This window comes from Cellulomonas sp. KH9 (assembly GCF_900114185.1).
In the GTDB taxonomy this organism is placed as follows: Bacteria; Actinomycetota; Actinomycetes; order Actinomycetales; family Cellulomonadaceae; genus Cellulomonas.
On record NZ_FOSE01000005.1, the window covers coordinates 296,519 to 319,304 of the forward strand.

General features: G+C 75.4%; 22 protein-coding genes. 5 read left to right on the forward strand and 17 right to left on the reverse strand.

Annotation, left to right across the window (positions count from 1 at the left end; genetic code table 11):
• Positions 1-50: 50 nt before the first annotated feature.
• From BMZ16_RS17130 to BMZ16_RS17180, 11 genes are all read right to left on the reverse strand, one after another.
• Positions 51-947: a dihydrodipicolinate synthase family protein gene (locus BMZ16_RS17130; RefSeq protein WP_218143385.1), complete on the reverse strand. Its 897-nt coding sequence runs from the start codon at positions 945-947 to the stop codon at positions 51-53.
• On the reverse strand, positions 944-1,768 hold the full coding sequence (locus BMZ16_RS17135) for an SDR family oxidoreductase (protein WP_089802717.1): 825 nt from the start codon (positions 1,766-1,768) through the stop codon (positions 944-946). Before BMZ16_RS17135 ends, BMZ16_RS17130 begins: the two co-directional genes overlap by 4 nt.
• A gap of 3 nt (positions 1,769-1,771) precedes the next feature.
• Positions 1,772-2,860, reverse strand: coding sequence for a mandelate racemase/muconate lactonizing enzyme family protein (locus tag BMZ16_RS17140; RefSeq protein WP_089802719.1), 1,089 nt, complete (start codon positions 2,858-2,860; stop codon positions 1,772-1,774).
• 58 nt (positions 2,861-2,918) lie between these two features.
• On the reverse strand, positions 2,919-3,791 hold the full coding sequence (locus BMZ16_RS17145; protein ID WP_089802721.1) for a carbohydrate ABC transporter permease: 873 nt from the start codon (positions 3,789-3,791) through the stop codon (positions 2,919-2,921).
• Positions 3,788-4,747, reverse strand: coding sequence for a carbohydrate ABC transporter permease (locus BMZ16_RS17150; RefSeq protein WP_089802723.1), 960 nt, complete (start codon positions 4,745-4,747; stop codon positions 3,788-3,790). The genes BMZ16_RS17145 and BMZ16_RS17150 overlap by 4 nt, the downstream gene beginning before the upstream one ends.
• Positions 4,748-4,752: 5 nt before the next feature.
• Positions 4,753-6,012 (reverse strand): ABC transporter substrate-binding protein, encoded by a 1,260-nt coding sequence (locus BMZ16_RS17155; RefSeq protein ID WP_089802725.1) that lies wholly within the window; start codon positions 6,010-6,012, stop codon positions 4,753-4,755.
• A gap of 107 nt (positions 6,013-6,119) precedes the next feature.
• On the reverse strand, positions 6,120-6,812 hold the full coding sequence (locus tag BMZ16_RS17160; RefSeq protein ID WP_089802727.1) for a FadR/GntR family transcriptional regulator: 693 nt from the start codon (positions 6,810-6,812) through the stop codon (positions 6,120-6,122).
• A gap of 304 nt (positions 6,813-7,116) precedes the next feature.
• The gene (locus tag BMZ16_RS17165) at positions 7,117-8,292 is read right to left on the reverse strand and encodes an aminotransferase class I/II-fold pyridoxal phosphate-dependent enzyme (RefSeq protein WP_089802730.1); all 1,176 of its coding nucleotides are present in this window, start codon (positions 8,290-8,292) and stop codon (positions 7,117-7,119) included.
• Between the two features lie 70 nt (positions 8,293-8,362).
• Positions 8,363-9,109 (reverse strand): DUF1345 domain-containing protein, encoded by a 747-nt coding sequence (locus tag BMZ16_RS17170; protein ID WP_089802732.1) that lies wholly within the window; start codon positions 9,107-9,109, stop codon positions 8,363-8,365.
• 112 nt (positions 9,110-9,221) lie between these two features.
• Positions 9,222-10,814 carry a methyltransferase domain-containing protein gene (locus BMZ16_RS17175; protein ID WP_218143386.1) on the reverse strand — a complete coding sequence of 531 codons (1,593 nt, stop codon included), beginning with the start codon at positions 10,812-10,814 and terminating at the stop codon, positions 9,222-9,224.
• A gap of 45 nt (positions 10,815-10,859) precedes the next feature.
• Positions 10,860-11,402, reverse strand: a complete 543-nt coding sequence (locus tag BMZ16_RS17180; protein ID WP_089802977.1) for a low molecular weight protein-tyrosine-phosphatase — start codon at positions 11,400-11,402, stop codon at positions 10,860-10,862.
• 186 nt (positions 11,403-11,588) lie between these two features.
• Between BMZ16_RS17180 and BMZ16_RS17185 the strand changes: the two genes are divergently transcribed.
• Positions 11,589-13,319: a DNA polymerase IV gene (locus BMZ16_RS17185; protein ID WP_089802734.1), complete on the forward strand. Its 1,731-nt coding sequence runs from the start codon at positions 11,589-11,591 to the stop codon at positions 13,317-13,319.
• On the opposite strand, the gene BMZ16_RS17190 is transcribed toward BMZ16_RS17185, so the two are convergent.
• The 3 genes from BMZ16_RS17190 to BMZ16_RS17200 form a co-directional block, all read right to left on the reverse strand.
• Positions 13,261-13,734, reverse strand: a complete 474-nt coding sequence (locus tag BMZ16_RS17190) for a hypothetical protein (protein WP_089802736.1) — start codon at positions 13,732-13,734, stop codon at positions 13,261-13,263. The two genes, BMZ16_RS17185 and BMZ16_RS17190, sit on opposite strands and share 59 nt — an antisense overlap.
• Positions 13,735-13,812: 78 nt before the next feature.
• Positions 13,813-14,577: a type I methionyl aminopeptidase gene (gene map, locus BMZ16_RS17195; RefSeq protein ID WP_089802738.1), complete on the reverse strand. Its 765-nt coding sequence runs from the start codon at positions 14,575-14,577 to the stop codon at positions 13,813-13,815.
• 369 nt (positions 14,578-14,946) lie between these two features.
• Positions 14,947-15,597 carry a GNAT family N-acetyltransferase gene (locus tag BMZ16_RS17200; RefSeq protein ID WP_089802739.1) on the reverse strand — a complete coding sequence of 217 codons (651 nt, stop codon included), beginning with the start codon at positions 15,595-15,597 and terminating at the stop codon, positions 14,947-14,949.
• Between the two features lie 123 nt (positions 15,598-15,720).
• On the opposite strand from BMZ16_RS17200, the gene BMZ16_RS17205 reads away from it, so the two are divergent.
• The 3 genes from BMZ16_RS17205 to BMZ16_RS17215 all read left to right on the forward strand — a co-directional run bounded on the left by BMZ16_RS17205 (position 15,721) and on the right by BMZ16_RS17215 (position 19,438).
• Positions 15,721-16,329: a TetR/AcrR family transcriptional regulator gene (locus BMZ16_RS17205; protein ID WP_089802741.1), complete on the forward strand. Its 609-nt coding sequence runs from the start codon at positions 15,721-15,723 to the stop codon at positions 16,327-16,329.
• A gap of 290 nt (positions 16,330-16,619) precedes the next feature.
• Positions 16,620-17,696 carry an LPXTG cell wall anchor domain-containing protein gene (locus tag BMZ16_RS19445; RefSeq protein WP_177199761.1) on the forward strand — a complete coding sequence of 359 codons (1,077 nt, stop codon included), beginning with the start codon at positions 16,620-16,622 and terminating at the stop codon, positions 17,694-17,696.
• A 299-nt stretch (positions 17,697-17,995) separates the two neighbouring features.
• Positions 17,996-19,438 carry an outer membrane protein assembly factor BamB family protein gene (locus BMZ16_RS17215; RefSeq protein ID WP_143082880.1) on the forward strand — a complete coding sequence of 481 codons (1,443 nt, stop codon included), beginning with the start codon at positions 17,996-17,998 and terminating at the stop codon, positions 19,436-19,438.
• Between the two features lie 7 nt (positions 19,439-19,445).
• Here BMZ16_RS17215 and BMZ16_RS17220 read toward each other — a convergent pair whose 3' ends face one another.
• A complete protein-coding gene (locus tag BMZ16_RS17220; RefSeq protein WP_089802745.1) occupies positions 19,446-20,117 on the reverse strand; it encodes a ThuA domain-containing protein in 672 nt (223 codons plus the stop codon).
• Entirely contained in the window at positions 20,114-20,635 is a 522-nt protein-coding gene (locus BMZ16_RS17225; protein WP_089802747.1) for a hypothetical protein, read from the reverse strand. The genes BMZ16_RS17220 and BMZ16_RS17225 overlap by 4 nt, the downstream gene beginning before the upstream one ends.
• 152 nt (positions 20,636-20,787) lie before the next feature.
• Between BMZ16_RS17225 and BMZ16_RS17230 the strand changes: the two genes are divergently transcribed.
• Entirely contained in the window at positions 20,788-21,174 is a 387-nt protein-coding gene (locus tag BMZ16_RS17230; protein ID WP_089802749.1) for a YchJ family protein, read from the forward strand.
• Between the two features lie 21 nt (positions 21,175-21,195).
• On the opposite strand, the gene BMZ16_RS17235 is transcribed toward BMZ16_RS17230, so the two are convergent.
• Entirely contained in the window at positions 21,196-22,659 is a 1,464-nt protein-coding gene (locus BMZ16_RS17235; protein ID WP_089802751.1) for a glycoside hydrolase family protein, read from the reverse strand.
• Positions 22,660-22,786 lie beyond the last annotated feature (127 nt).

Sequence of the window (22,786 nt, forward strand, 5' to 3'; positions counted from 1 at the left end):
GTCTCCTCCTGCACGGGTGGGGGCGGTCGGGGTCGGACGCGCCGGGCCGGTCACGGCCGGTCCTCGTCCACGAAGCGGCGGATGCGCCCGGCGAGGGCGTCGAGCGCCGCACGGTCGTCGTCGCCCAGCGGACGGAACGGCCGGCGGCAGTTGCCGGTGACGGGCCCGCGGGCGCACGCCAGGTACTTGGCGGACTGGAAGACGCCGTGCGCGACGAGCGTCTCGACGACCTCGTTGATCTGCGCCTGGGTACGCCGGGCACCGTCGAGGTCACCGGCGGCGAACCGGTCCCGCACCCGGGCGAACAGCTCGGGCTGGATGTTGACGGTCGTGCCGATCGTCGCGCGCGCACCGGCCGTGAGGGCCGGCAGGTACTGCTCGTCGAACCCGTTGACGAACACCGTCCCCGGGAACGCCGCCACCATGCGCTCCAGGGCGAACAGGTCGTGCGCCGTGTGCTTCATCCCCACCACCCGCGGGTGGGCGAGCAGGCGGGAGGCGTTCGCCTTGGAGAACGCCACGCGCGTGAACTGCGGGATGTTGTACAGCAGCACCGGCACGTCCACGGCGTCCAGCACGTCGAGGTAGTACCGCTCGATCTCCTCCGGCGTGAACGCGTAGTAGTACGGCGGGATCATCGAGACCGCCGCGACGCCCGCGTCCCGCGCCGCCCGGGCCAGCTCGACCGTCTGCGCCGTGCTGACGGTGCCGACGTGCGCGACGACGGGCACGCGCCCGGCGACCTGGTCGACGACGGTGTCGACGACGTCCCGCCGCTCGGCGAGCGACAGCAGCAGCGCCTCCCCCGACGACCCGCAGCAGTAGAAGCCCTCCACCCCGCGCGCGAGCTGCTCCTCCACGATCTCGCGCAGCACGCCCAGGTCGAGCGAGTCGTCGGCGCGCGTGGGGGTGACCAGCGCGGAGAAGATCCGCTCGAGGTCGCTCACCACGCCGTCCACCCGCCGTCGACGACGAGGTTCGCGCCCGTCATGTACCGCGAGCCGTCGCCCAGCAGGTAGACCACGGGCGCGAGGAAGTCGTCCGTGGACGCCATCCGGCCGATGGGGATGCGCGCGGTGTAGTTGGCGCGGAACGTCGCGTCCTGCGTGTCGCGGCCGATGCCGGAGGGCGTCAGGGTGTTGACCCGGATGCCCTGGCGGCCCCAGTACGTCGCGCAGTACCGCGTGAGGTTGTAGACCCCGGACTTGGACGCCGCGTAGGCGACGGGCTTGACGAACGGGACGCCCGTCTCCTGCTCCTTGTAGGCGTAGATGTCCTGGACCGGCGAGACCATGCCGTAGATCGACCCGACGTTGACGATCGACCCGGGCCTGCCGGCGGCGCGCATGCGCCGGCCGACGGCCTGCGTCATGAGGAAGGTGCCGGTGAGGTTCGTGTCGACGACCTCACGGAACACCTCGACCGGGAACTGCTCGAACGGGCCGGAGACCTCCGGCGGCGCGCTCGGCTGGGTGTCGATCCCGGCGTTGTTCACCAGGCCGTCGGGCACGCCCCAGGGCGCCAGGACGTCGTCGAGCCCGCGCTCGATGCTGCCGGCGTCGGTGATGTCGACCGACGCGTACCTCAGGTGCGGGTGGTCGGCCAGGTCGCCGAGGGCCTCGGCGGCGGCCTCGGGTGCCGTGCGGGACAGCGCCGCGACGCGCGCGCCGCGGTCCAGCAGCTCCCGCGTCAGCGCGGCGCCCAGCTGCCCCAGCGCCCCGGTGACCACGACGACCTTGCCCTCGAGCCCGAACAGCGCGTCAGCCACGGCTCACACCTCCACACGGTGCGCGGCGAGGTACTCCGTGTTGAGCTCCAGGCCGTGCCCGGGCACCTCGCGCGGCACGTAGTGGCCACGCTGCAGCGGCTGCGGCACGATCGCCCCGAGCTCGGACAGCGTCCCGCCGTCGGTCATCTCCCCGCACAGCGCGTTGGGCACCGAGCACAGCACGTGGCCGGACAGCTCGAGGACGAAGTGCGGGGCCATGGGCGCGCTGTAGGCCCGCGCCAGCGCGGCGATGTCGAGGTACGGCGTCAGCCCGCCCACGCGTCCCAGGTCCGCCTGGACGAAGTCGCACGCGTCGTTGGCGAGGTACTGGTTGAACTGCTGCAGCGTGTACACGTTCTCGCCGAGGCCGATCGGCGTCCGCGAGCGCGCCCGCAGCCGCGCGTGCGACTCGACGTCGTCGACCCGCAGCGGCTCCTCCACCCAGTAGAGGTCGAGGTGCTCGAACCGGGACATCGCCTGCACGGCCTGCCCCAGCGTCCAGCCCTGGTTCGCGTCGACCATGAGCGGGAACATCCCGACCGCCTCGCGGATCTTCGTCAGCCGCTCGACGTCCTCCTCGAGGTCCGGCTTGCCGACCTTCACCTTCGCGGCGAAGAACCCGTCGGCCTTCCAGCCCTTGACCTGCTCGACGACCTCCTCCGCCGACAGGTTGAGGTTGATGCCGCTGCCGTACAGCGGCACCCGGTCGCGCACGCGGCCCAGCAGGTCCGCCAGCGGCACGCCGCGCTCCTTGGCCAGTGCGTCCCACACCGCGATGTCGACCGCGGCGAGCGCGAGCGTCGTCGTGCCGCCCGGGCCGTTGTCCCGCAGGTACTGCCACGAGCGGTGCCACAGCGGGACCGCCGCGACCTCCTTGCCGATGAGCGTCGGCGTCAGCTCCTCCAGCATCGCCATCATCGCCCGCCCGCCGACGCCCGACGTGTGCGAGAGCCCCACGCCGACCACACCCGTGTCCGTGGTCAGGTGGGCGGTGATGATCTCGATGTGCGTGACGACGTGGATCTGGTCGCCCCACGTGCCCTTGGGCAGCGGCAGGCGGGACAGCTGGTACTCGATGTGCTCGATCTTCACGACGGGTCCTTCCGGGTGGTGCGTGCGGGCGGTGCTGGTGGGTGCGCGACGGTGGCGATCACCCCTTGACGGCGCCGGCGGCGAGCCCGGCGACCAGCCGCTTCTGGACGATGAGGAAGCCGGCGATGACGGGCAGGACGGCCAGGACGCCGCCGGCCGTCAGCAGGTCCCACCGGATCTGGTACTCGCCGATGAACAGGTGCAGGCCGATGGGCAGCGTGCGCGTCGACGTCGACTGCATGAAGGTCAGCGCGTACAGGAACTCGTTCCACGACAGGATGAAGATGTACGTGCCGGCCGCGACCATGCCGGGCGCGAGCAGCGGGAGCAGGATCATGCGGACGACCTGCCAGGAGCTGGCGCCGTCGATGCGGCCCGACTCCTCGAGCTCGCGGGGGATCGAGTCGAGGAACCCCTTGAGCAGCCACGTGGCGAACGGGGTGGCGAACGCGGCGTGCACCAGCGCCAGGCCCAGGACGTTGTCGAGCAGGTTCAGCACACGCAGCTGACCCTGCAGCGAGATGACCAGCAGCACCGCGGGCAGCAGCTGGGCGACCAGCACGGCGGTCATGAAGAACTGCCGCCCGACGAACTCGAAGCGCGACAGCGCGATGGCCGCACCGCTCGCGCACACCAGCGCCAGCGGCACCGCGACGGCCGCGACCAGCAGGCTGTTGCGGAGGTACGTGAGGAACGGCGTGGAGCCCAGCAGCTCGCGGTACGCGTCGGTGCTGACCTCCCCCGGCCAGAGGGACGCGCCCGCGGCGGCCAGCTGCGACGAGGGCGTCAGCGACGTCAGCAGCATGACGACGTAGGGCCCGAGGATCGCCGCGAGCCACACGCCCAGCAGCACGTACAGGCCGGTGCGGCGGGCCACGTGCGGCAGGGTCAGGGCGGTGGGACGGGACAGGTTGGGCGTCCGGGCGCTCATCGGCGGGCCCCCTTCGCGGTGAGCCGGATGTAGAGCACGACGAGGACCGACAGCACCGCCGCCTGCAGCACCGCGTACGCGGCGCCACCACCGAAGTCCATGGCCTTGTAGGCGGTGACGTACGACTGCAGCGAGAGCGTCGTCGACGACAGGCCGGGCCCGCCGCCGGTCATGATGAGGACGAGGTCCACGTAGTTGGCGGTCCAGATCAGCCGCAGCAGCGTCGTGATGAGGATCGTCGGGAGGATGGCCGGCAGCACGACGTGCCGGAAGACGCCCACCGGACCGCAGCCGTCCATGGCCGCGGCCTCCCGCAGCTCGGGTGCGACGCCCTGCAGCGCGGCCAGGATCATCACCGCGAACAGCGGGACGCCCTGCCACACGTCCACCGCGACGAGGGTGGGGAGCGCCGTCGACGACTCGCTGAGGAACGCGATGGGCCGGTCGGTCACCCCCAGCGCGCGCAGCGCCCCGTTGAGGACGCCGTGGTTCGGGTCGAGGATCCAGATCCACATGAGCGCGACGAGGACGCTGGGCGTCGCCCAAGGGATCATCGCGAGCCCGCGGTACACCCCGCGCAGCGCGAACCGGGCGTTGAGCAGGTGCGCGCCGACGAGGCCGAGCAGGAGCTGCAGCGCGACCGCGCCGAACGTCCAGACGAGAGTGTTGCGGCCGATCTGTGCGAAGTCCGGGTGGGTGACGATGTCCACGAAGTGCTGGACACCGACGAAGCCCTGGACACCCGAGAACGGGTTGACCTCGTTGAAGGCGAACCACACCGAGCGCACCAGCGGGTACCCGGCGAACGACCCGACGAGCACGATCGCCGGTGCGAGGTACACGTAGGCCTCCAGGCCCCGGCGCCGGGGCCGGGGCCGGGGGGCGGCGGGGGCCACCGCCGCGCGGCGGGTGCCGGGGGCACCGGCACCGGCCGCGCGGGTGGGTGTCATCGTCATGGTGCTCAGTCCTGCTCGAGGAGCTGGGACAGGCGGGTGAGCATCTCCTCACCCGTCTGGTCGCCCTGCAGCGCCAGCTGCACCTGCGTCTGGAACTCCTTCGCGGCGAGCTGGGCGACACCCGGCAGGGCGGGCCAGCTCTTGGCGGTGCGTGCGGCCTCGACGGCGAGCTGCAGGTCCGGGTCGGTGGCGAACGGCTCGGCACCCGCCACGGACTCCAGCACGGGCAGCTGCCCCTGGATCGACGTCGAGATCGCCCGCATCGGCTCCTCGGTGGCCAGCCAGGAGATCCACTCGAAGGCGGCGTCCTTGTCCTGGCACGACTCGAGGACGACGTTGCCGCTCATGGACGTGAGGGTGGCGGGCTCGGTGCCGTCCACGGACGGGATCGGCAGCACGCCCAGCGCGTCGCCGAGGGTCTCGCGCATCGCGTTGAGCGAGCCGGGGTGGTGGATCATCATCGCCGTCGTGCCGGCCGCGAAGTTGGTCTGCACGGGCGCGAACGCCGCCGTGATCGACCCCGGGGGCGCCGCGTCCAGCTCGGTGACGACCGACAGGTACCGCTCGTTCGCGGCGACGGCCTCGGGGCTGGTGAGGGCCACCTCCCCGTCGGCGTCGACGACGTCCGCGCCACCGGCGAACATCCACGCGAGCCACTGGTCCTGCCCGCCGGCGCCGCCGCGCACGTCGAACCCGTACTGGCCCGCCGCCGGGTCGGTCAGCGCGGCCGCCGCATCGAGGAACTCCTGCTGGGTGGTCGGCGGCTCGACTCCGGCCTGCGCGAACCGGTCCTTGTTGTAGTAGAGCCACAGCGTCACGTACTGGTGCGGCAGCATGTAGACCGCGTCGTCACCCGGCAGGCGCCCGGTGTCCCACAGCGACTCGATGACGTCGTCCTTGCCGTCCCAGGCGTCGACGTGCTCCGTGATGTCGGCGATCATCCCCTGCGGCGCGAACTGCCCCAGCCACCAGTCCTTGCTGCGGGCGGCGCACGCGCCGGTCCCCGACGACGCGGCCGTCAGCAGCCGGTCCTGGTACTGCTCCAGGGGGATCGTGGTGATGTTGACCTGCACGTCGTCGTGCGAGGCGTTGAAGTCCGCGGCCAGGTCGCCCCACGTGCTGTCGGTGGCGTCGTCCTGCCAGAGCCAGTACTCGACGGTGGTCGGGGCGTCGCCGGTGTCCGCGGCGGCACCGCCGCAGGCCGCCATGAGCGTCACCGCCGCCGTCGACAGCGCGACGGCGCGGGCGGTCCTCCGTGCGTTCATTGCTCCTCCTTGAGCCGTGCAGGGGCTGGTGTGGTCGTGCTGCGGGTGTGCTGCGGCTCGCCGCGGCGCTCCGGGCGCCCGGCGAGGGGTCGGGGGTACTGCGAGGGCTAGCCCGGTCCGGGCCGGCCCGGAGGCGCCGCGCGCTCGTGCAGGCGACGGCGCACCCCCCAGAAGTGGGCGTCGAGCTCGTGCTGCGCGAGGCGGACGTCCCGGGCCACGACGGCCTCGAGGATGCGGGCGTGCATGGCGGCGACCGACGGCAGGTCCTCCGGGGCGGCGGCGGCGTCGAGCCGCCCGTGCAGCCGCCAGAACGCCGCCGAGACGCCCTCGAACACGCGGTTCTGCACGGACGAGAACAGCGCGCGGTGGAACGCCTCGTCCTCCTCGTGGACGCGGTGCCCGCGACGCGCCGCCGTGGTCATCGCCGCCACGATCGTGCGCAGCTCGTCCTGCTGGGCCAGCGTCATGCGCGCGGCGACCTGGGCGAGGTGGCTGACCTCGAAGGCGTGGCGGATCTCGAAGAGCTCCTCGACGGACCGGTCGCTGACCCCGAGGACCGCGGCGAGGTGCAGCCCGAAGCGGTCGGGCTCGAACCCGAGCCACACGCGACGCGCACCCTGCCGCGACCGGACCGCACCGAACGCCTCGAGCACCCGCAGCGCCTCACGCACCTGCGGCCGCCCGGCGTGCATGGCCGTGGCGATCTCCGACTCGGCCGGCAGGACGTCGCCCACCCGCAGGCCGAGCTCCACGATCTGCTCCACGAGCCGCACGTCGGCGTCCGACGCCGTGCGCAGCATGTCCGACAAGTTGCCACCTCTTCGTCGAGGGTCAGCCGCGCCTCGTCGCGCGACCTGGCCGACACTAGGAAGAACGCGCCAGGGCCGACAACGACAACCGGTCAGTTGTCCGACAAGCGGTCGGGAGGTTGCGCGGGCTGCTCCGGCGGCCGGTGCGCACTCGACCGACCACCGCCCGGTGTGATCAGCGGCGGCGAGCCCGTGCGTCGGCTCCGGGGTGTCGGCTCAGCGGTGTCGGCTCCGGGGCGTCGGCTCCGCGGCGTCGGCTCCGCGGTGTCGGCTCAGCGGTGTCGGCTCCGCGGCGTCAGAGCCCGCGCTGCCAGGCCACGACCCGGTCGGCCGCCTCCGCCACCACCTGCGGCGACGACGCGAACGACAGCCGCACCCAGCTCCGGCCACCGACGGGGTCGAAGTCGCTGCCCGGGGTGATCGCGACGCCCGCCTCGTCGAGCAGGCGCGCGCAGTACGTCACCGCGTCCAGGCCCGTGCGCGACACGTCGCCGTACAGGTAGAACGCGCCGTCCGCGGGGGCGACGGGGTCCCAGCCCAGGTCCGGCAGGCGGTCGAGCAGCAGCCGCCGCGAGGCCGCGTACCGCTCGACGTTGGCGCGCGCGGCGGCCATGCCGTCGGGGCTGAAGGCCGCGACGCCCGCGTGCTGCGCGAGCGCCGGCGGGCACAGGGCGACGTTGCCCGCGAGCGCGTCGACGGGTGCGACCAGGTCGTCGGGCAGGACCAGCCAGCCCAGCCGCCAGCCGGTCATGGCCCAGTACTTGGAGAACGAGTTGACGACGACGGCCCCCGTGCCGAGGAACTGCGCGGCGGTGGCCGTGGCGGGGGTGGCGCCGGACGCGTCGGGGTACGTGATGCCGTGGTAGATCTCGTCGCTGACCAGGCGCACGCCGTGCTCACCGCACCAGTCCGCGAGCGCGGTGAGCTCGGCCGGCTCGATCATGGTGCCCGTCGGGTTGGCGGGCGACGCGACGACCAGCCCCTCGACGGGCCGGTCCAGCGCCTCGAGCTGCGCCACGGTCGGCTGGTAGCGCTGCTCGGGGCCGCACGGCAGGTCGACGACCTCGCAGCCCAGGGCCGTGAGGATGTTGGCGTAGGCCGGGTAGCCGGGACGGGCGAGCGCGACACGGTCGCCGACGTCGAACGCCCCGAGGAACGCGAGCAGGAACCCGCCGGACGACCCGGTGGTGACCGCGACGCGTGCCGGGTCCACGTCGACGCCGTACGTGTCGCGGTAGTGCGCGGCGATGGCCGCCCGCAGGCCCGGTGCGCCGAGGGACTCGGTGTACCCCAGGTCCCCGGACGTCAGCAGCTCGATCGCCCGCTGCCGCACGACGTCCGAGGCACCCGTCGACGGCTCACCGGCGCAGAGGTTGAGCACGTGCTCCCCGGCGGCGCGGCGCGCGTTGGCGGCGGCCAGGATCTCCATGACGGCGAACGGGGGGACGTGGGCGCGGGCGGCGACCTTCATGGGGTCAGTGTCCACGGTCCCGCGGCGCGTCGGGGCCGTCCCGCCCCGCCGCGCACGGCCGCGCGGGAGGTCAGGTCGCCAGCGAGACGATCGAGGCGACGCTGATCGCCACGACGACGGCGTTGAAGACGAACGCCGCCAGCGCGTGCCCGGTGACGGTCCGGCGCAGCGCGCTGCGGGTGACCGTGACGTCCGTCGTGCCGAACGTCGTGGCCACGGCCACCGCGACGTACAGGTAGTCCGCGAAGACGCGCGGCTCGTCCCCGGCGAAGCGCAGGCCGCCGTCGAGCAGGTCGCGGCGCAGGTAGTCGATCGCGTACGTGACGACCATCGTCGCCCACGCGCTGACCACCAGGACGATCCCGACCGCCACGAGCACCGGCTGGGGCAGGCCGCTGGGCAGCCCGCCGCTCTGCGGCAGCACGACGACCGCCGTCACCATGGCGCCGAGCCCGACCGCGAGCGCGGCCCCGGCACCCGGCTCGGTGAGCAGCAGCCACCGGTGCAGCGGCCCGCGTCGCGGCATCGTCGCGGCAGCGCGCGCGACGACCTCCGGACCCGCCGGCAGGTACAGCACGAGCGTCAGGACGACGTAGAGCACCTGGTAGGCCGCCATGCCGACGAGCAGACCGTCGACCAGGGTCCAGGACGCGCCGGCCTCGACCGCGCGGCCGGCCACCCCGAGGGCGATGCCGACGGCACCCCCGAGGGAGGACCGGAAGGTCTCGGTGAGGGCGAGGTCGTGCAGCCGCCGTCCGAGCGCACGTCCCGACGCGGCGACGCCGCGCCGGACGACGCCACTGCGGTCCCCTGCCACGGCCCGGACCCTACTGGTGGGCACCGGCGCCGCCGCACGCGTGACCTGCGCAGGTTGTGCAGCCGACACGTCCACGCCGGCCGCCCGGCGCCCGACCGGGCCGGCAGCCCCGCTACCCGGCCGCGGCCACCGGCACCAGCGGCCGGCGCGCCACCGTCAGCACGTGCGTGTCGGGCCAGTCCACCGGCGCGCCCGTCGCGGGGTCGCGCAGCGCCGCACCCACCTGTAGCCGGTTCTCGACGAACCAGTCGTTGCGCCACGGCCCGCTGCCGGGCTCGAGCTCGAACCCGACGCCCTCGAGCAACGTGCGCCAGTCGTCGCCGGTCATGTCGCAGAACCGCTCGTGGCACTCCGAGAGCCACGAGTCGGTGTAGTCACGCGTGTACAGGTACTCCATCGCGGTGCGCAGGGTCGTGCGCGCGACGCTGCGGACCTGCCCGACCTCGACCCACTCGACCTCGACGGTCGCGCCGGACAGTGCCGGGAAGTCCTGTGCGAACTGCACCAGCCGCGCCGCGGGCGACAGCGCCGCGACGTGCGCGGCGGCCTCGGGCCGCGGCAGCCCGGACAGGTCCCGCGCGGGGACGTCGGCGTCACCGTCGAGCACCAGGTCGACGACGCGCTCGGGGTCCGCCGGGCCGAGCACGTCGGAGTTGATCCACACGCCGCCGGGCCGGGTGTGCGCGAAGAGGCGCGCGGCCAGCAGCTCCAGGTCGTCGCGGCCGCGGCCGTAGCTGGAGATCTCGTGGGTCAGCGCGATCGTCGTCGTGGTGTCCACCGACCGGTCGGGGAACACCGGCCCCAGCAGCAGGTTGCGCTGGGCGAAGAACACGTTGGGGTTGGCGAACACGCCCTGCGCGCGGCGGTGCTCGGCCTCGGCGACCAGGTGCCGGGACACGTCGACGCCGTACAGGTCGGACTCCGCCAGGCGCGGGTCCTTCGCCGCCCGCTCCAGCAGCCCGCCCGCCGCGCAGCCCAGGTCGACGACCCGGCCCGGGCGCACGTGCGGGGCGACCTGGGCCCACTTGCGGTCCGACGCGTCGTCGAACGCGGCCGTGTAGGTGGTGTAGTCGCGGGTCTCGGTGAGGTCACCGTCGTCCTGCACGGTCGGGTCGGTGTGCACCAGCCGGACGTGCTCGTCCAGGCGGTACCGCTCGTAGAACGCGACCGCCTCGGGGTGCGCGAGCGCGCGCCACGCGTCGTCGCCCGCGACCATCCGCTCGAGCACGTCCCACGGGCGCACCGGGTCGCGCGGGTCGCCGGCCTCGACGGCCGCGATGCGGAACCCCTCGGCCGCGTACAGCTCCGCGACCTCCGGCGTGGAGCACGCCACGACCGTCTCGGCGGGCGTCAGCGCCTCGCCCAGCACCAGCTCGCACGTCGCGAGGACCGTGTGCGCGAACCGCGGGCTCGGGGGCACGTCGGCCACGGGGACGACGAGCGAGGGCAGCCCTGCGCGCGTGGTCACCGCCTCGACCATCGCCTCGCGGCGGTGCGCCGGGACGGGGTTGCGCCGGGTGCCGCTGTGCGTGGCGGAGGTCAGCGCCCACACCACGCGCGCGTCGGACGTGCAGGTCACGGGCTCGCCCGCGGTGTCGACGACCTTGCCGGCGAGCAGGTCGCCCAGGTACGCGACCTGGAACGCGGTGACCAGGTGGTGGCGGCCGGGGAACAGGACGTGGCGGATCGCGGGAGGCGGGGTCACGGGAGGCACAGCGAGCACCGTGCCACACCGCGGCCGGACGTCACGTCAGGCGCGGGGGTGATCCGCCGCGTCGCCGGGGGCGCCGTCCCGTCGCTCCGCGAGAGCCTCGCGGACGAAGTCGACGATCCCGTCGGCGGCCGCCTCGATCTCCGCGAGCGTCGTCTCGAACCCCTCCTCGGGGCCGTACCAGGGGTCGTCGACGTCGAGGACGTGCTCCGGCTGACCGGGCTCCGCGGGCGCGGCCGGGTCGAAGGTGCGGAACATGCGGACCCGCCCGGTCAGGGCCGGGTCGCCGTCGGCCAGGCGGCGCAGGGCGCGGGCGTGCGCCGCGGTCATGGGCAGGACGAGGTCCCGCGCGGCGAGGTCGGTCGGGCGGGTCTGCCGCGCCCGGTGGCCGTCCCCGGTCGGGTAGCCGTGCCGGCGCAGCACGGCGCGCGCCCGCCAGTCGACCGGGTTGCCGTGCTCCTCGTCGCTGATGCCGGTGGAGTCGACCTGCACCGCGTCGGCCAGGCCGGCGGCCGCGAACCGCTCGCGGAGCACGATCTCCGCCATCGGGGAGCGGCAGATGTTGCCGGTGCACACGGTCATCACGCGGTACGGGCTGGTCACCCGGCCATCCTCGCAGCATCCGCGCGACGGCCCGCTGGATCGTTACAACGCGGCGCGGATCCTCACCGACCTCACATGCCGCGGACCCCGCCGCACCCGCCCCGGTGAGGCACGGCACCGGCCGCACCGGGCGGCACGGCCGGTGCGGCGTCGGAAGATGGTGGGGTGGATCCCGCAGCCGACCGTGCGCAGCGCCTCGTCGCCGCCGTGCGCATGCGCGACGCCGCGACGGTGCTGCACCTCGACGCCGACGCGTTCTTCGCGGCCGTCGAGCAGCGCGACAAGCCGTCGCTGCGCGGCAAGCCGGTGCTGGTGGGCGGGATCGGCGGGCGGGGGGTCGTCTCGACCGCGTCGTACGAGGCGCGCCGGCACGGCGCCCGCTCCGCGATGCCCATGTCCCGGGCCCGGCGCCTCAGCCCCGGGGCCGCGGTGCTGACGCCCCGGTTCGCGGCGTACGCGGCGTACTCGCAGGTCATCATGGGGGTGCTGCGGGACCTGACGCCCGCGGTCGAGCCCCTGTCGATCGACGAGGCGTTCGCCGACCTCGCCCTCGCGCCCGGCGACGTCGGGGATCCGGAGGACGTCGCCGCACGCGTCCAGGCGCGCGTCACCGAGCTCACCGGGCTCACCGTGTCCGTAGGCGTCGGCCGCTCCAAGCTGGTCGCCAAGATCGCGTCCGACCTGCGCAAGCCCGGCGGCGTCGTCGTGGTGCGCCCCGAGGACGAGGACCACGTGCTGCTGCCGCTGGACGTGCGGACCGTCCCGGGGGTCGGCCCGGCGACGCAGGGCGCGCTGGAGCGCCTGGGCGTGCGGACCGTCGCCGACCTGCGCCGCCAGCCGCTCGACACGCTGACGATGACGCTCGGCGAGGCGCACGGCACCGGGCTGTACCTGATGTCCCGCGGGCTGGACGACCGGCCCGTGGTCACCACCTCCGAGCGCAAGTCCGCCGGCGCCGAGCGCACCTTCGCCGTCGACCTGCGCGGCAAGGACCTGGTGCTCTCGGCCGTCGACGACGTCGTCGACGAGGCGCTGCAGCGCCTGGAGCGGCACGGCGGCGCGGCCCGGACCGTCGTCGCCAAGGTCCGCTACGCCGACTTCTCGACCGTCACGCGCTCCGTGACGTTCCCGCACCCGACCGCCTCGGAGTCCGAGCTGCGCGACGCCGCCCGGCGCGCGGTGCTCGCGGCGGGCGTGGTGGAGCCGGTGCGGCTGCTCGGGGTCGCGTTCCACGCGCTGTCGTCGCACGCCCAGCTGGCCCTCGACCTGGACGCGCACCTGTTCGACGCCCCGCGGCGGGCCGTGGTCGGGGAGCACGACCACGTGGGCGGGCGGCTGGCCGTGGCCGACGCCGACCGGCCCACGGACGGTGCCGACGTGACCGGCAACGACACGCCGGACGAGGAGCCCACCGGACCGCGAGGCGAGGGTGACGCCGGACCGCGCGGGGACGACGCCGTACGGGACGACGACGGTGTGCAGGAGCACGACGCCGGACCGACGCTCCCCGACGGGTCCACCGCGCCCGACGGGTCCACCGCGCCCGACGTGGACGACGTCGTGGCCGGGCTCGTCGCGGACGACGCGCGCCTGGTGGGCGCGGAGAAGGCCGTCGTCGGCCGCCCGCTCGGCGGCTCCGCGGTGGGCCGTCTGCTGGAGGAGTCGAACGCCCGGCCCGGCCTGGACGTGGAGCACGCGACCCTCGGGCGCGGCTGGGTGGTGCACGTGCGCGGCCGGGAGGCGACCGTGCGGTTCGAGACCGCCCTGACGCCGCCGGCGCGGTCGCGCGTGCTCGACCTGGACGCGGACCCGCTCGTGCTCGTCGAGCCGGTGGGCGTCACACCGCCGTCGGCGGGGCCGTCGGCGGGGCCGTCGGCGCTGCGCGGCGACGGCTGAGGGCGGCGACCCCGGCGGCGACCGCCACGCCCACGGCCGCTCCGACGACCAGCTGGGCAGCCAGCTCGGCACCGGGCAGGGGCCGGACGGCCCGGGTGGCCAGCAGGGTGGCGACGGTGAGGGCCACGAGCAGGACCACCTCGAGGACGGTCCACCAGCGCGTGCCGTCGCGGCGGGTCCGCGCGCGCACGGTGCTGACGCCCGCGACCGTCATCGCCGCGGCGAGCGCGGCCGGGCCGAGGTCGGTCAGCACCCACGCCAGGACCAGCACACCGCTCATGACGGCACGCGCCCACAGGTCCGGGTCGCGGTACCAGGGTGCGTCGCCGGCGTCAGGCGGGTCGGACCCGCGGTAGGCCTGCGGGTCGACGGGCCGTGCGGCCGGGATGCCCGACGTGTCCTGGTGTGCGTCCACCCGCACATCCTGGCGGGCGGCGACCCGTTCGCGCAGGCGTTCCGGCTCGCCGGACGCCCGCGTCTCTCCCGGACGGGGTCAGTCGCGGGCCGTCAGGACCACCGGGCCGCGCTTGGTGATCGCGACCGTGTGCTCCGCGTGCGCGGCGAGGGACCCGTCGGCGCTGCGGATGGTCCACCCGTCGTCGTCGACCACGTAGTCGCTCCCGCCCGCCATGAACCAGGGCTCGATCGCGATGACGAGGCCCGGCTTGAGCCGGCTGCCGCTGCCGGGGCGCCCGTCGTTCGGCACGTGCGGGTCCTCGTGCATGGTCCGGCCCACGCCGTGGCCGCCGAAGTCGGTGTTGAGCCCGTACCCACCCTGGCGCGCGATGCGTCCGATCGCCGCCGAGACGTCACCCATGCGCGCGTTCGGCTGCGCGGCGGCGATGCCGGCGGCCAGCGCCTGCTCGGTCGCCGCGATGAGCCGCTGCGCCTCGGGGGTCTGCGTGCCCAGCTGGAACGTCAGCGCCGAGTCGGCCACCCAGCCCTCGACCTGGCAGGCGAAGTCGATGCTCAGCACGTCGCCGTCCTGCAGCACCCGCTCCGACGGCAGGCCGTGCAGCGCGTCGGCGTTGACCGACGTGCACAGGACGCCCGGGTACGGCATCGCCCCGAAGCTCGGGTGGTAGCCCAGGTAGACGGAGTGCGCACCGGCCTTCGCGATCAGCTCGCGGGCGTGCGCGTCGAGGTCGTTCGTCGTCATGCCGACGCGGGTGAACTCGCGCAACGACGTCAGGACGTCGGCCACGAACCGCCCGGCGGGGCGCATCTGCTCGATCTCTGCGGGGGACTTGAGTGCCACGCCTCCACCCTCTCATCCGCCGCGGGCGCGGCGGCGGGCCCCTGCAGGCGGGTGGTGCGGACCGGGTCGCGGGCAGGGAACAGCCCGTGGGCCGGACCCCTGACGGGGCCCTGCCGCGAGGGACGAGGTCGCGGCTCCCACGGGCTGCGGTGACTGCCGGTACTCGCCTGCCGCCCTGCCGGCTGTGCCGGCGGAGCATGAGCGGATCGAGCAGTCCGTCCGATGACTCGGGCGGCTAGCGGGCAGCCACCTCACGCGTCCGGAAAGACTTCATGTCTCGGACCACCTCCCTTCCGTGTACCGACGACGCTACGTCGCCCCCCACGCGACGCCAAGGGGTTTTTCCCGACGGCGCAGCGGGGCGGGGCGTCAGACGGTGGCGGGCCGGGAGGCAGCCACGACCGCCGTGCGCCGGGACGCGGGCGGACGCGACATCACCATCGGCGCGGACGCGAGGCCGCGCACCGGGCCGACGTCGACGAACCCGTGGCGCCGGTACAGACGCCGGTTCTGCTCGGTCGACGACTCGAGGTGGGCGGGGGCGTCCTGCGCGTCGACCACGGCCAGCCGGCTGCGCAGCAGCGCCGTGCCGACGCCCGTGGCGCGCGCCCGGTGGGCGACGCCGATCTCCTGCAGGTACCAGTGCGGCGCCCGCGGGCGGTGCCGGTCGATCGTGTGCTTGGTGACCGCGGCCCGCAGCAGGCCACGGATCCCGCAGGCGCGGGCGAAGGACGGCAGCTGCGCGGCGAGCTGCACGACGCTCGTGGTCGCGCCCGGCGCGTCCCAGATGGCGACGCCCACCACGTCCGGGTCGCCCGCGTGCCGGGCGACGTCGGCCGTGCCGTCGGCGACGGCCGGTCGCAGCAGGCCGACGAAGAGGTGCTCCAGGCGGGCGCGCCGGCCGGCCGGGTCGCGGTCGCCCACCAGCGGGGCCGTCACGGGGTCGTCCGCGAACGCCTCGGCCAGGACCGCCGCCGCAGCGACGACGTCGCTCGGTGCGGCGGGGGCGACGATGATCACGGGTCCTCCAGCGGACGGCGCCGCGGGTGCGGGGCGGGTGCAGGGCGCGGGTGCGGGGTCTCACGCTAGGCCGAGTTGGCCAGGTGTCCAAGTCGACTGGCCAAGTCTGCCTAGGATGGTGCGGTGAGCACGACCGGGAGCGGGTCCCACCGTCCCGTCGACGAGCGCCGGGCGCAGCTGCTCGACGCCGCGGTGGCCCTGCTGCGCGAGCAGGGCCTGGCCGGCCTCACCACCCGCGCCGTGACGACCCGGGCCGGCCTGCCGCACGGGATCTTCCACTACGCGTTCGGATCCAAGGCGGCCCTCGTGCGCGCCCTCGTCGACCGCGAGCTCACCGGCGCCGCGGCGGCCTGGGGCGCCGCGGTGGCCACGGACGACCTGGAGACTGCGCTGCGTCGCGCCGTCCGGACCCAGCTCGACATCGTCCGGGCCGACCCCGAGCACCAGGCCATGGTGTTCGAGCTGATCCGCGCCGCCCGCGACGACGGCGGACCCAGCGTGGTGACCTGGGAGCGGCAGCAGTACCTGGCGGAGATCGAGCGGCAGCTCACCGCGTGGTCGGGGCACGGCGGCGTCACGTGGGCGGCGCCCGTCGCGCACGTCGCGGCCCTGCTGCTGTCCGCCTCCGACGGCATCGTCCAGGCCTGGGTCGCCGACCACGACGACGAGCGTGCCGACGCGTCGGTCGACCTGCTGGCGCGCGCGGTCGCGTCGCTCGCCGCCACCTCCTGACGACCCCCGCCCGGCGGCGTCCCGCCCGGCACCGCCCGACCGACCGCAGGGACGGCGCGGACGCCGGGAGGCGGGGTCGGCGGCGCCGCGGGGAGAGCGCATCCCGTCCGACGGCTCGGACAGACCCCCTGGTCAGACCGTGCCGTATGCGACCGAACGGATGATTCGCGCACGAGTTGGACAAAAGTTCACCACGGACCCGGCGTTTGCCTCTATTGTCCGTTACGCCCGATGGCGCGGCCGCTGCCGTCCGGCACCCGTCCACGCGTCCGCGGCCGAGGAGTGCCCCCGTGAACCGCCGTCTCCCCATCGTCCTCCTGTCCGCCGCAGCGCTGCTCGTGCTGCCCGCCACCGCCGCCACCGCCGGCGGCGGCCACCACGGCTCCACCAAGCCCGGCTACTCGTCCGGCCCCGACAAGGGCAAGCCCGGTTCGAGCAAGCCCGGTTCGAGCAAGCCCGGCACCGGCAAGCCCGGCACCCCGGCCCCCGCGCCCGCCGACCTGTGCGGCGGCAAGCGCGTCGGGGAGCCCATCCCGTGGGACTCGTACACGTGCGAGAAGGCGACCGGCTACTTCCTGTACAAGAAGCTGGACACCCGCAAGCCCGCCGGCTTCCACAACAGCGGACCGCAGCAGCGCGTCGCGCTGCACCCCGTGTGGGCGTGGCCGTCGGCGGACGGCTCCCTGCGCCACGGCGCGTCCACCAAGCTGCCGAAGAAGGCGGAGATCATCCCGCTCGAGCTCGGCACCGAGGACGCCGCGGCGGTCTGCGCCGAGCCCGGGGCGTACGGCCTGCAGGTGGACCTGGTGGGCAACGGCATCGCCGGGACGCGCGTCGACCTGGCCACGGTCGTGCCGACCGTGATCGTGCCCCCGAACGGCGGCTTCGCGCCCGGGTTCCTCGCCTACTACGGCCACTACGACGTGAAGAAGCTCGTCGACCTCGGCACGCTGTGCGACGCCGGCGAGGTGCTCCCGGCACCGACCCCGGAGCCCACGCCCGAGCCGACGCAGCCGCCGGCACCGGCGCCCGAGCCCGTGACGCCCACGCCCAGCCCGGAGCCGACGCCGGACGAGGACGTCGTCGTGGCGCCCGAGCCCAGCCCGACGCCGACGCCGACGCCGACGCCGACGGAGCGTGCCGAGGTGCTGCCCGCCCCGGTCGAGACGCCCACCCCGACGCCGAGCGCACCCGCACCGGCGCCCACCGCGACCGAGCGGGCCGAGGTCCTGTCCGCGACGGACGACCGTGGCACGCTCGCCGCGACCGGTGCGCAGGTCTCGGTCGGCCTGCTCGCCGCCGTGGCGGCCATCGCCGGTGGTACCGCGCTCGTGCTGGCGCGCCGCCGGCAGCGCACGGACGGCTGATCACGCACGGCTGACCGCCGGGCGCCGGCCACCACCGGCGCCCGGCGGCCACCCGGCCGGACCGTCCGACCCGCCGTCGGACGCCGCGCCGGCCCCACCCGTGGACGCTGCGGCGTCCGCCCCCCGTCACCCCCCGGCCCCTCCCCCCTGGCCGGGGGGTGACGCACGTCCGGCGCGGGCACGCCCGGCCCGCGCCGCGGACCGTCACCGCCCGCCGTCACCGCCCGCTGTCCCGCGCCGGGAACCGCCGGAGCTCGCCGGGAGAGCCGCCGGGTCGCCGGGTCGGTAGCGTGGACGAGGTGACCCGCCCGGTGGTGGTCGAGCTCGACGACGAGCCGGACGCCCCCGAGCCGCGACCCGTCCTCGAGCCCCGTGGCCGCCGGTGGTGGATCGCGCTCCTGCTCCTCGTCGTGCTCGTGCTGGCGGTCGCGCAGGTCGTCGCCGACGCCCGCGAGCGCACCCGGGACGCCGCCCTGGCCCGGGTGCCGGGCGTGCTGCTGCCCCTCGCCGCCGCGCCTCGGCCCGCCTGGCAGCTGGACGCCGACACGTACGACGTGACGGTGACCGGGGGGCAGCTCCTGGAGGAGCGGGTGGCCACCGACGGGTCGATGCAGCTGACGCAGCGTGACGTCGTGACGGGGTCGCCGGGGTGGACCACCCCGCTGCTCGACGCCGCCGACCCGCCGCTGCCGGCGGCTGCGGCGCGCTACGGGCTCGACTGCACCGACGGTCCCGCGCTGCCGGACCGCGTCGTGTGCCTCATGCACGACGCGACGGCGGTGCGCACCCGCGACGGTGACGCCGCCGGGTCCTCGACGGCCACGAGCGGGCCCGCCACGACGGCCGGGCTCGCCGTGGTCGACACGGCCACGGGCAGGGTCACGGACCGCTACCCGGCGGGGTCGGGCGACACCGTGGCGGCGGCGCTGGCCGTCGTCGGCGGCAGCGTCGTCCTCGCGGCACCGCAGCCCGACGGGATCGCCGTGTGGTCGCTCGACGCCACCACGGGCGAGGAGCGGTGGCGCGTGCACGCCGACACCGGCAGCGGCGGGGGGTGGCTGCGGTGGGGTGCCGAGGTGCGGGTGGTGCCCGTGGGGGACGACGCCGTCGCGGTCCTGGGGGCCGGTTCCCAGCTCCTGGACGCCGACGACGGCTCGACGCTGGGCTCGGCCGGGATGCTGTCGACCGTGCAGGGCGTGACCCCCGACGGTCGCGCGCTCGTCGTGGAGGTGGAGGGCCGCACCCGCCTGGTCGGCCGCGACCTGGACGTGGACCTCGACGGCAACCCCGTCCCCGTGGCCTTCGACGACGCGAGCGTGCCCGCGCTGACCCTGACCACCGGCGGCGGGCTGCGCGCGTGGGACGCCACGAGCGGCGAGTCCCGGTGGCACGCCCCCGTGGCGGTGGGCACGCGGGCGGGGGTCGTGCTCACCGGCCGGGTGCACGTGCACGACGGCAACGAGGTGAACACCCTGGACGCGCGCACCGGTGTGGTGCTCTGGGACGCGTCGGCGACCGAGCTGCTCGGCGAGGACCTCCGGATCACCGGCGTCGCCACGGACGGGGTGCGGCTCGTCGTCACCGGGATCGACCGGCTGGGCTCCCGCGCCGTGGTCGTCGCCGTCGACCCCGCCGACGGCGCACCGGCCTGGCGCACCGAGGTCCCCGATGCGGCCGCGGTGGCCGCGGTGGAGGGTCTGCTGCTGGTGTGGACGGGGGACGCGGTGTCCGTGCTGCGCTGACGCGCGACTACGCCACGGGCAGCCCGACGAGCCAGCGCGCCTCGCGCCGCAGCAGCGCGGCGCGCGCGCCGGCGGCGTACGACTCCACGCCGTGACCGAGCGCGTCGTACACCGCCCGCCCGCCCGGGGCGACCCACACCACGGGGTGCGTCGCGCCGCCCTCGTCGTGCGTGACCAGCACGTGCGCGTCGGGCGCGACGACGAGGTCGGTGTACCGCTCGTCGTCGACGACGAGCGGGCCGAGTCCGTCGGTCAGCGGGTGCCCGGGACGCACGTCGAACGTGGCCACCGCCTGCGGCGGGTGCCACGAGGTCCCCTCGACCCACCGGCCCCCCACCACGCGCTCCCACCACGGGCTGTCCCCGAACGTGTTGGCCGCCTGGTGCAGCGCGAGGACGGGGCCGCCGGCGGCGGCGTGGTCCCGGACGCGCTCGTGCAGCGGCAGCCAGGTGGCGTCGTCGTCGTCCGCGGTGCCGCGGCCCGCGTTGACGACCAGCAGGTCGGCGGGCGTCAGGTCGGTGAGCGCGTCGGGGAAGGTGCTGCGCACGTCGACGTCGAGACCGGCGGCGGTGAGCTCCAGGGCGACGCGGTGGGACGTCGCCGCGTGGTCGTGCCACGGGTCGCCGTACCGGCCACGACCCGCCAGCACGAGGGCGCGCGGTGACGCGGGGTGACTCATCGCGGCGTGTCCGCCGGGTCGGGGTACAGCGCGAGCGCGGCCGCCAGGGCGCCGAGGACCAGCCCGGTGCGGGTGTGCGGCAGCCGCACCCCCGACACGCGGCGGGCCTCACCGCGGCGGAACAGGGCGCGCTCGACGCCGACGGTCAGCGCCACCGACGCGGCAGCGCCCGCGAGTGCGCCCCCGGTGAGGGCCGCACGCCAGCCCGGCGGCACGCTCCGCCAGACCTCGGCCGGCGTCCCGCGCGCGGGGTCGGTGCCGTCCGCGCCCGCACCACCCGCGGCCGGGCCGGCGTCGGGCCGTGCCCCGAGCGCCTCGGAGCCCGGTGCGCCGGCGCGGGTCGCCTGCCACCCGCGGTACGCCTCCGGCACGCCCGCGGCGGTGACCGCCAGGACGCACGCCGCCTTGGTCCAGCCGCGCGCCCGCCGCGACCGCAGCAGGTCGGGTGTCGCGTAGTAGCCGGCGGTGCCCACGCCCGCCACGACGGCGGCGGCGATGCGGGCGGACTCGGTGCTCATGGGGTGCGCTCCTCGATCGGTGGGTGCGCCCGGGTCAACGACGGGCGGCGCCCAGGGTTCCCACCCTCGTCCACCGTGCGGGCCGCAGCCCGGGATACTGGTCCCATGACCACCTGCCCCGACCGGGTGCGTCCCACGACCGGGCGCCCCCGGTGACCCGGTGCCCCTGCGGCAGCGGCCTGCCCCTCGCCGAGTGCTGCGCCCCGCTGCACGCCGGTGAGCGTGCCGCGGGCACGGCCGAGCAGCTCATGCGGTCCCGGTTCAGCGCGTTCGCGGTCGGCGACGCGGCCTACCTGCGGCGTTCCTGGCACCCCTCGACCCGGCCGGCGGACCTCGTGCTGGACGACGACGTGCGCTGGTACCGCCTGGACGTCATCGCCACGTCCGGCGGTGGCGCGTTCGACACGGCCGGGACGGTGGAGTTCGAGGCGTTCTGGCGCAGCCCGGCCGGGCGCGGGTCGATGCGGGAGGTCAGCCGGTTCGTCCGCGGGGACGAGGGGTGGCAGTACGTGGACGGTGACGTGCGCCCGACCGGCTGACGTCCGCCTCGGCCCGCCCTGTCAGCGCAGCCCGTCCCAGCGCATCGGGTTGGACCGCGTCGAGGCCAGCAGGAACCAGGACGTCGCGCCGACGTGCTGCACCTGGAAGTAGCCGAACCCGAACCCGCTGTCGAGCAGGCTGGACGCGGCGACGACCCCGCCGTCGACCTCGACGCCGCCCAGGTGCTGCCCGCCGCCGAGCACGTCCTGGGCGTGCCGCACCTGGGCGAGCAGGGCCTCGGCGCGCTGCCGGTCGCCGCGCCGGTCCCGGTCCAGCAGCGACGTCGCGAGCTGCGCGGTGCCCTCGACCCACACGCCCTGCGGGTGCACGGTCACGCCGTTGTACTGCGCGGTCGAGGTGAGCGACGCGGTGCTGAACGTGACGCCGGAGACCTGCTCGCCGTCGGGCAGCTGGGAGGTCACGGCCGCGGCGTCGTCCGTGACCGCGAGCGCGGCGGCCGCCCAGTCCAGCGCCGGGTCGTACCGCCGGTCCCCGATCGCCAGCCGGCTCCACGTGGCGGGGTCCAGGGGGACGGGGTCGCGGTTGATCTCGACGCCGTCGTTCGTCCCCGTCCAGAACCAGCCGGACGCGGGCTCCCACATGCGCTCGACGAACCGGCGCGCGTGCTCGACGGCGCCGCCCCAGCGCCGGTCGCCGGTGGCCTTGCGCAGCATGGTGAAGAAGGCGACGCAGTCGACGTTGTGCTCGGTGGACCCGTTGGGCACGGGCTGGTTCGCCCCGTCGACGCCGAAGGAGAACCCGCCCAGGGGTGCGGTCGACCAGGTGGTCGAGGTGATCCACTCCCCGATCCGCACCGCCCCGTCGCGGTAGCGGGGGTCACGGGTCGCCCGGTACAGGTGCAGCAGCGCGATACCGGGCCACGCCATGTCGCCCACCGCCGTGCCGAGGAACCCGAACTGCCAGCCGACGTTCGCGGCACCGTCGGCGCGCACGAACCCGTCGGGCTGCGGCGAGCCGTCGTAGAAGGTGTACGGGCCGACGTTGTAGCCCTGGCGCAGGCGGCCGTCCGCGTGGTCGGGGTCGTGCTCCTGCGCGAACAGCAGCCCGTCGCCGATCACCCGCGCGGTCTCGACGCTGCCGCGACGCCCGTCGGCGAGCAGCGCGCAGACCGCCAACGCGTTGTCGTAGACGAACGCCGTGGAGAACAGGCCCAGCTCGTCGGTGTAGCTCTGCGCGAGCCGGGGCCCGGTGTTGACCGCCGGGTACGCGTCCGTGGCCGCGCGGACGAACGCGACCGCCGCGCGCTCGGCGCCCGCCGGGCCACCGTGGTGCCGGGGGCGTCCCGGGTGCGCCGGGGGCCGCGGTCCCCATCCGCGTCCGTCGTGCGCGCCGGCCGCACCCGCCCCGGCGACGACGGCGACGGCCGCGCCCGTGACGGCCAGGAACGTGCGCCGACGCAGGTCGGGTCCGCCCGGGGGCGGGGTGGGGCGGGAGGTGGCGTGGACCTGCGGGCTCTCGGGCATGCGCGCTCCCCGGTGACTGAGGTGGCCGTCGCGTCGTCGCGACCCGTCGGCCAGGCTAGGCACCGGACACCCCCGGAGGGAAGGTGCACGACGGGAGCAACCGGACCGCTCGTCCGGCGCAGGGCGG

Bases quoted from the DNA above. Each gene is read 5' to 3' on its own strand.
- BMZ16_RS17165 (WP_089802730.1), bottom strand. From the start codon at position 8,292: ATGAAGGTCGCCGCCCGCGCCCACGTCCCCCCGTTCGCCGTCATGGAG.
- BMZ16_RS17235 (WP_089802751.1), bottom strand. From the start codon at position 22,659: ATGCCCGAGAGCCCGCAGGTCCACGCCACCTCCCGCCCCACCCCGCCC.
- BMZ16_RS17150 (WP_089802723.1), bottom strand. From the start codon at position 4,747: ATGACGATGACACCCACCCGCGCGGCCGGTGCCGGTGCCCCCGGCACC.
- BMZ16_RS17160 (WP_089802727.1), bottom strand. From the start codon at position 6,812: ATGCTGCGCACGGCGTCGGACGCCGACGTGCGGCTCGTGGAGCAGATC.
- BMZ16_RS17155 (WP_089802725.1), bottom strand. From the start codon at position 6,012: ATGAACGCACGGAGGACCGCCCGCGCCGTCGCGCTGTCGACGGCGGCG.
- BMZ16_RS17180 (WP_089802977.1), bottom strand. From the start codon at position 11,402: ATGACCGTGTGCACCGGCAACATCTGCCGCTCCCCGATGGCGGAGATC.
- BMZ16_RS17145 (WP_089802721.1), bottom strand. From the start codon at position 3,791: ATGAGCGCCCGGACGCCCAACCTGTCCCGTCCCACCGCCCTGACCCTG.
- BMZ16_RS17225 (WP_089802747.1), bottom strand. From the start codon at position 20,635: ATGAGCACCGAGTCCGCCCGCATCGCCGCCGCCGTCGTGGCGGGCGTG.
- BMZ16_RS17220 (WP_089802745.1), bottom strand. From the start codon at position 20,117: ATGAGTCACCCCGCGTCACCGCGCGCCCTCGTGCTGGCGGGTCGTGGC.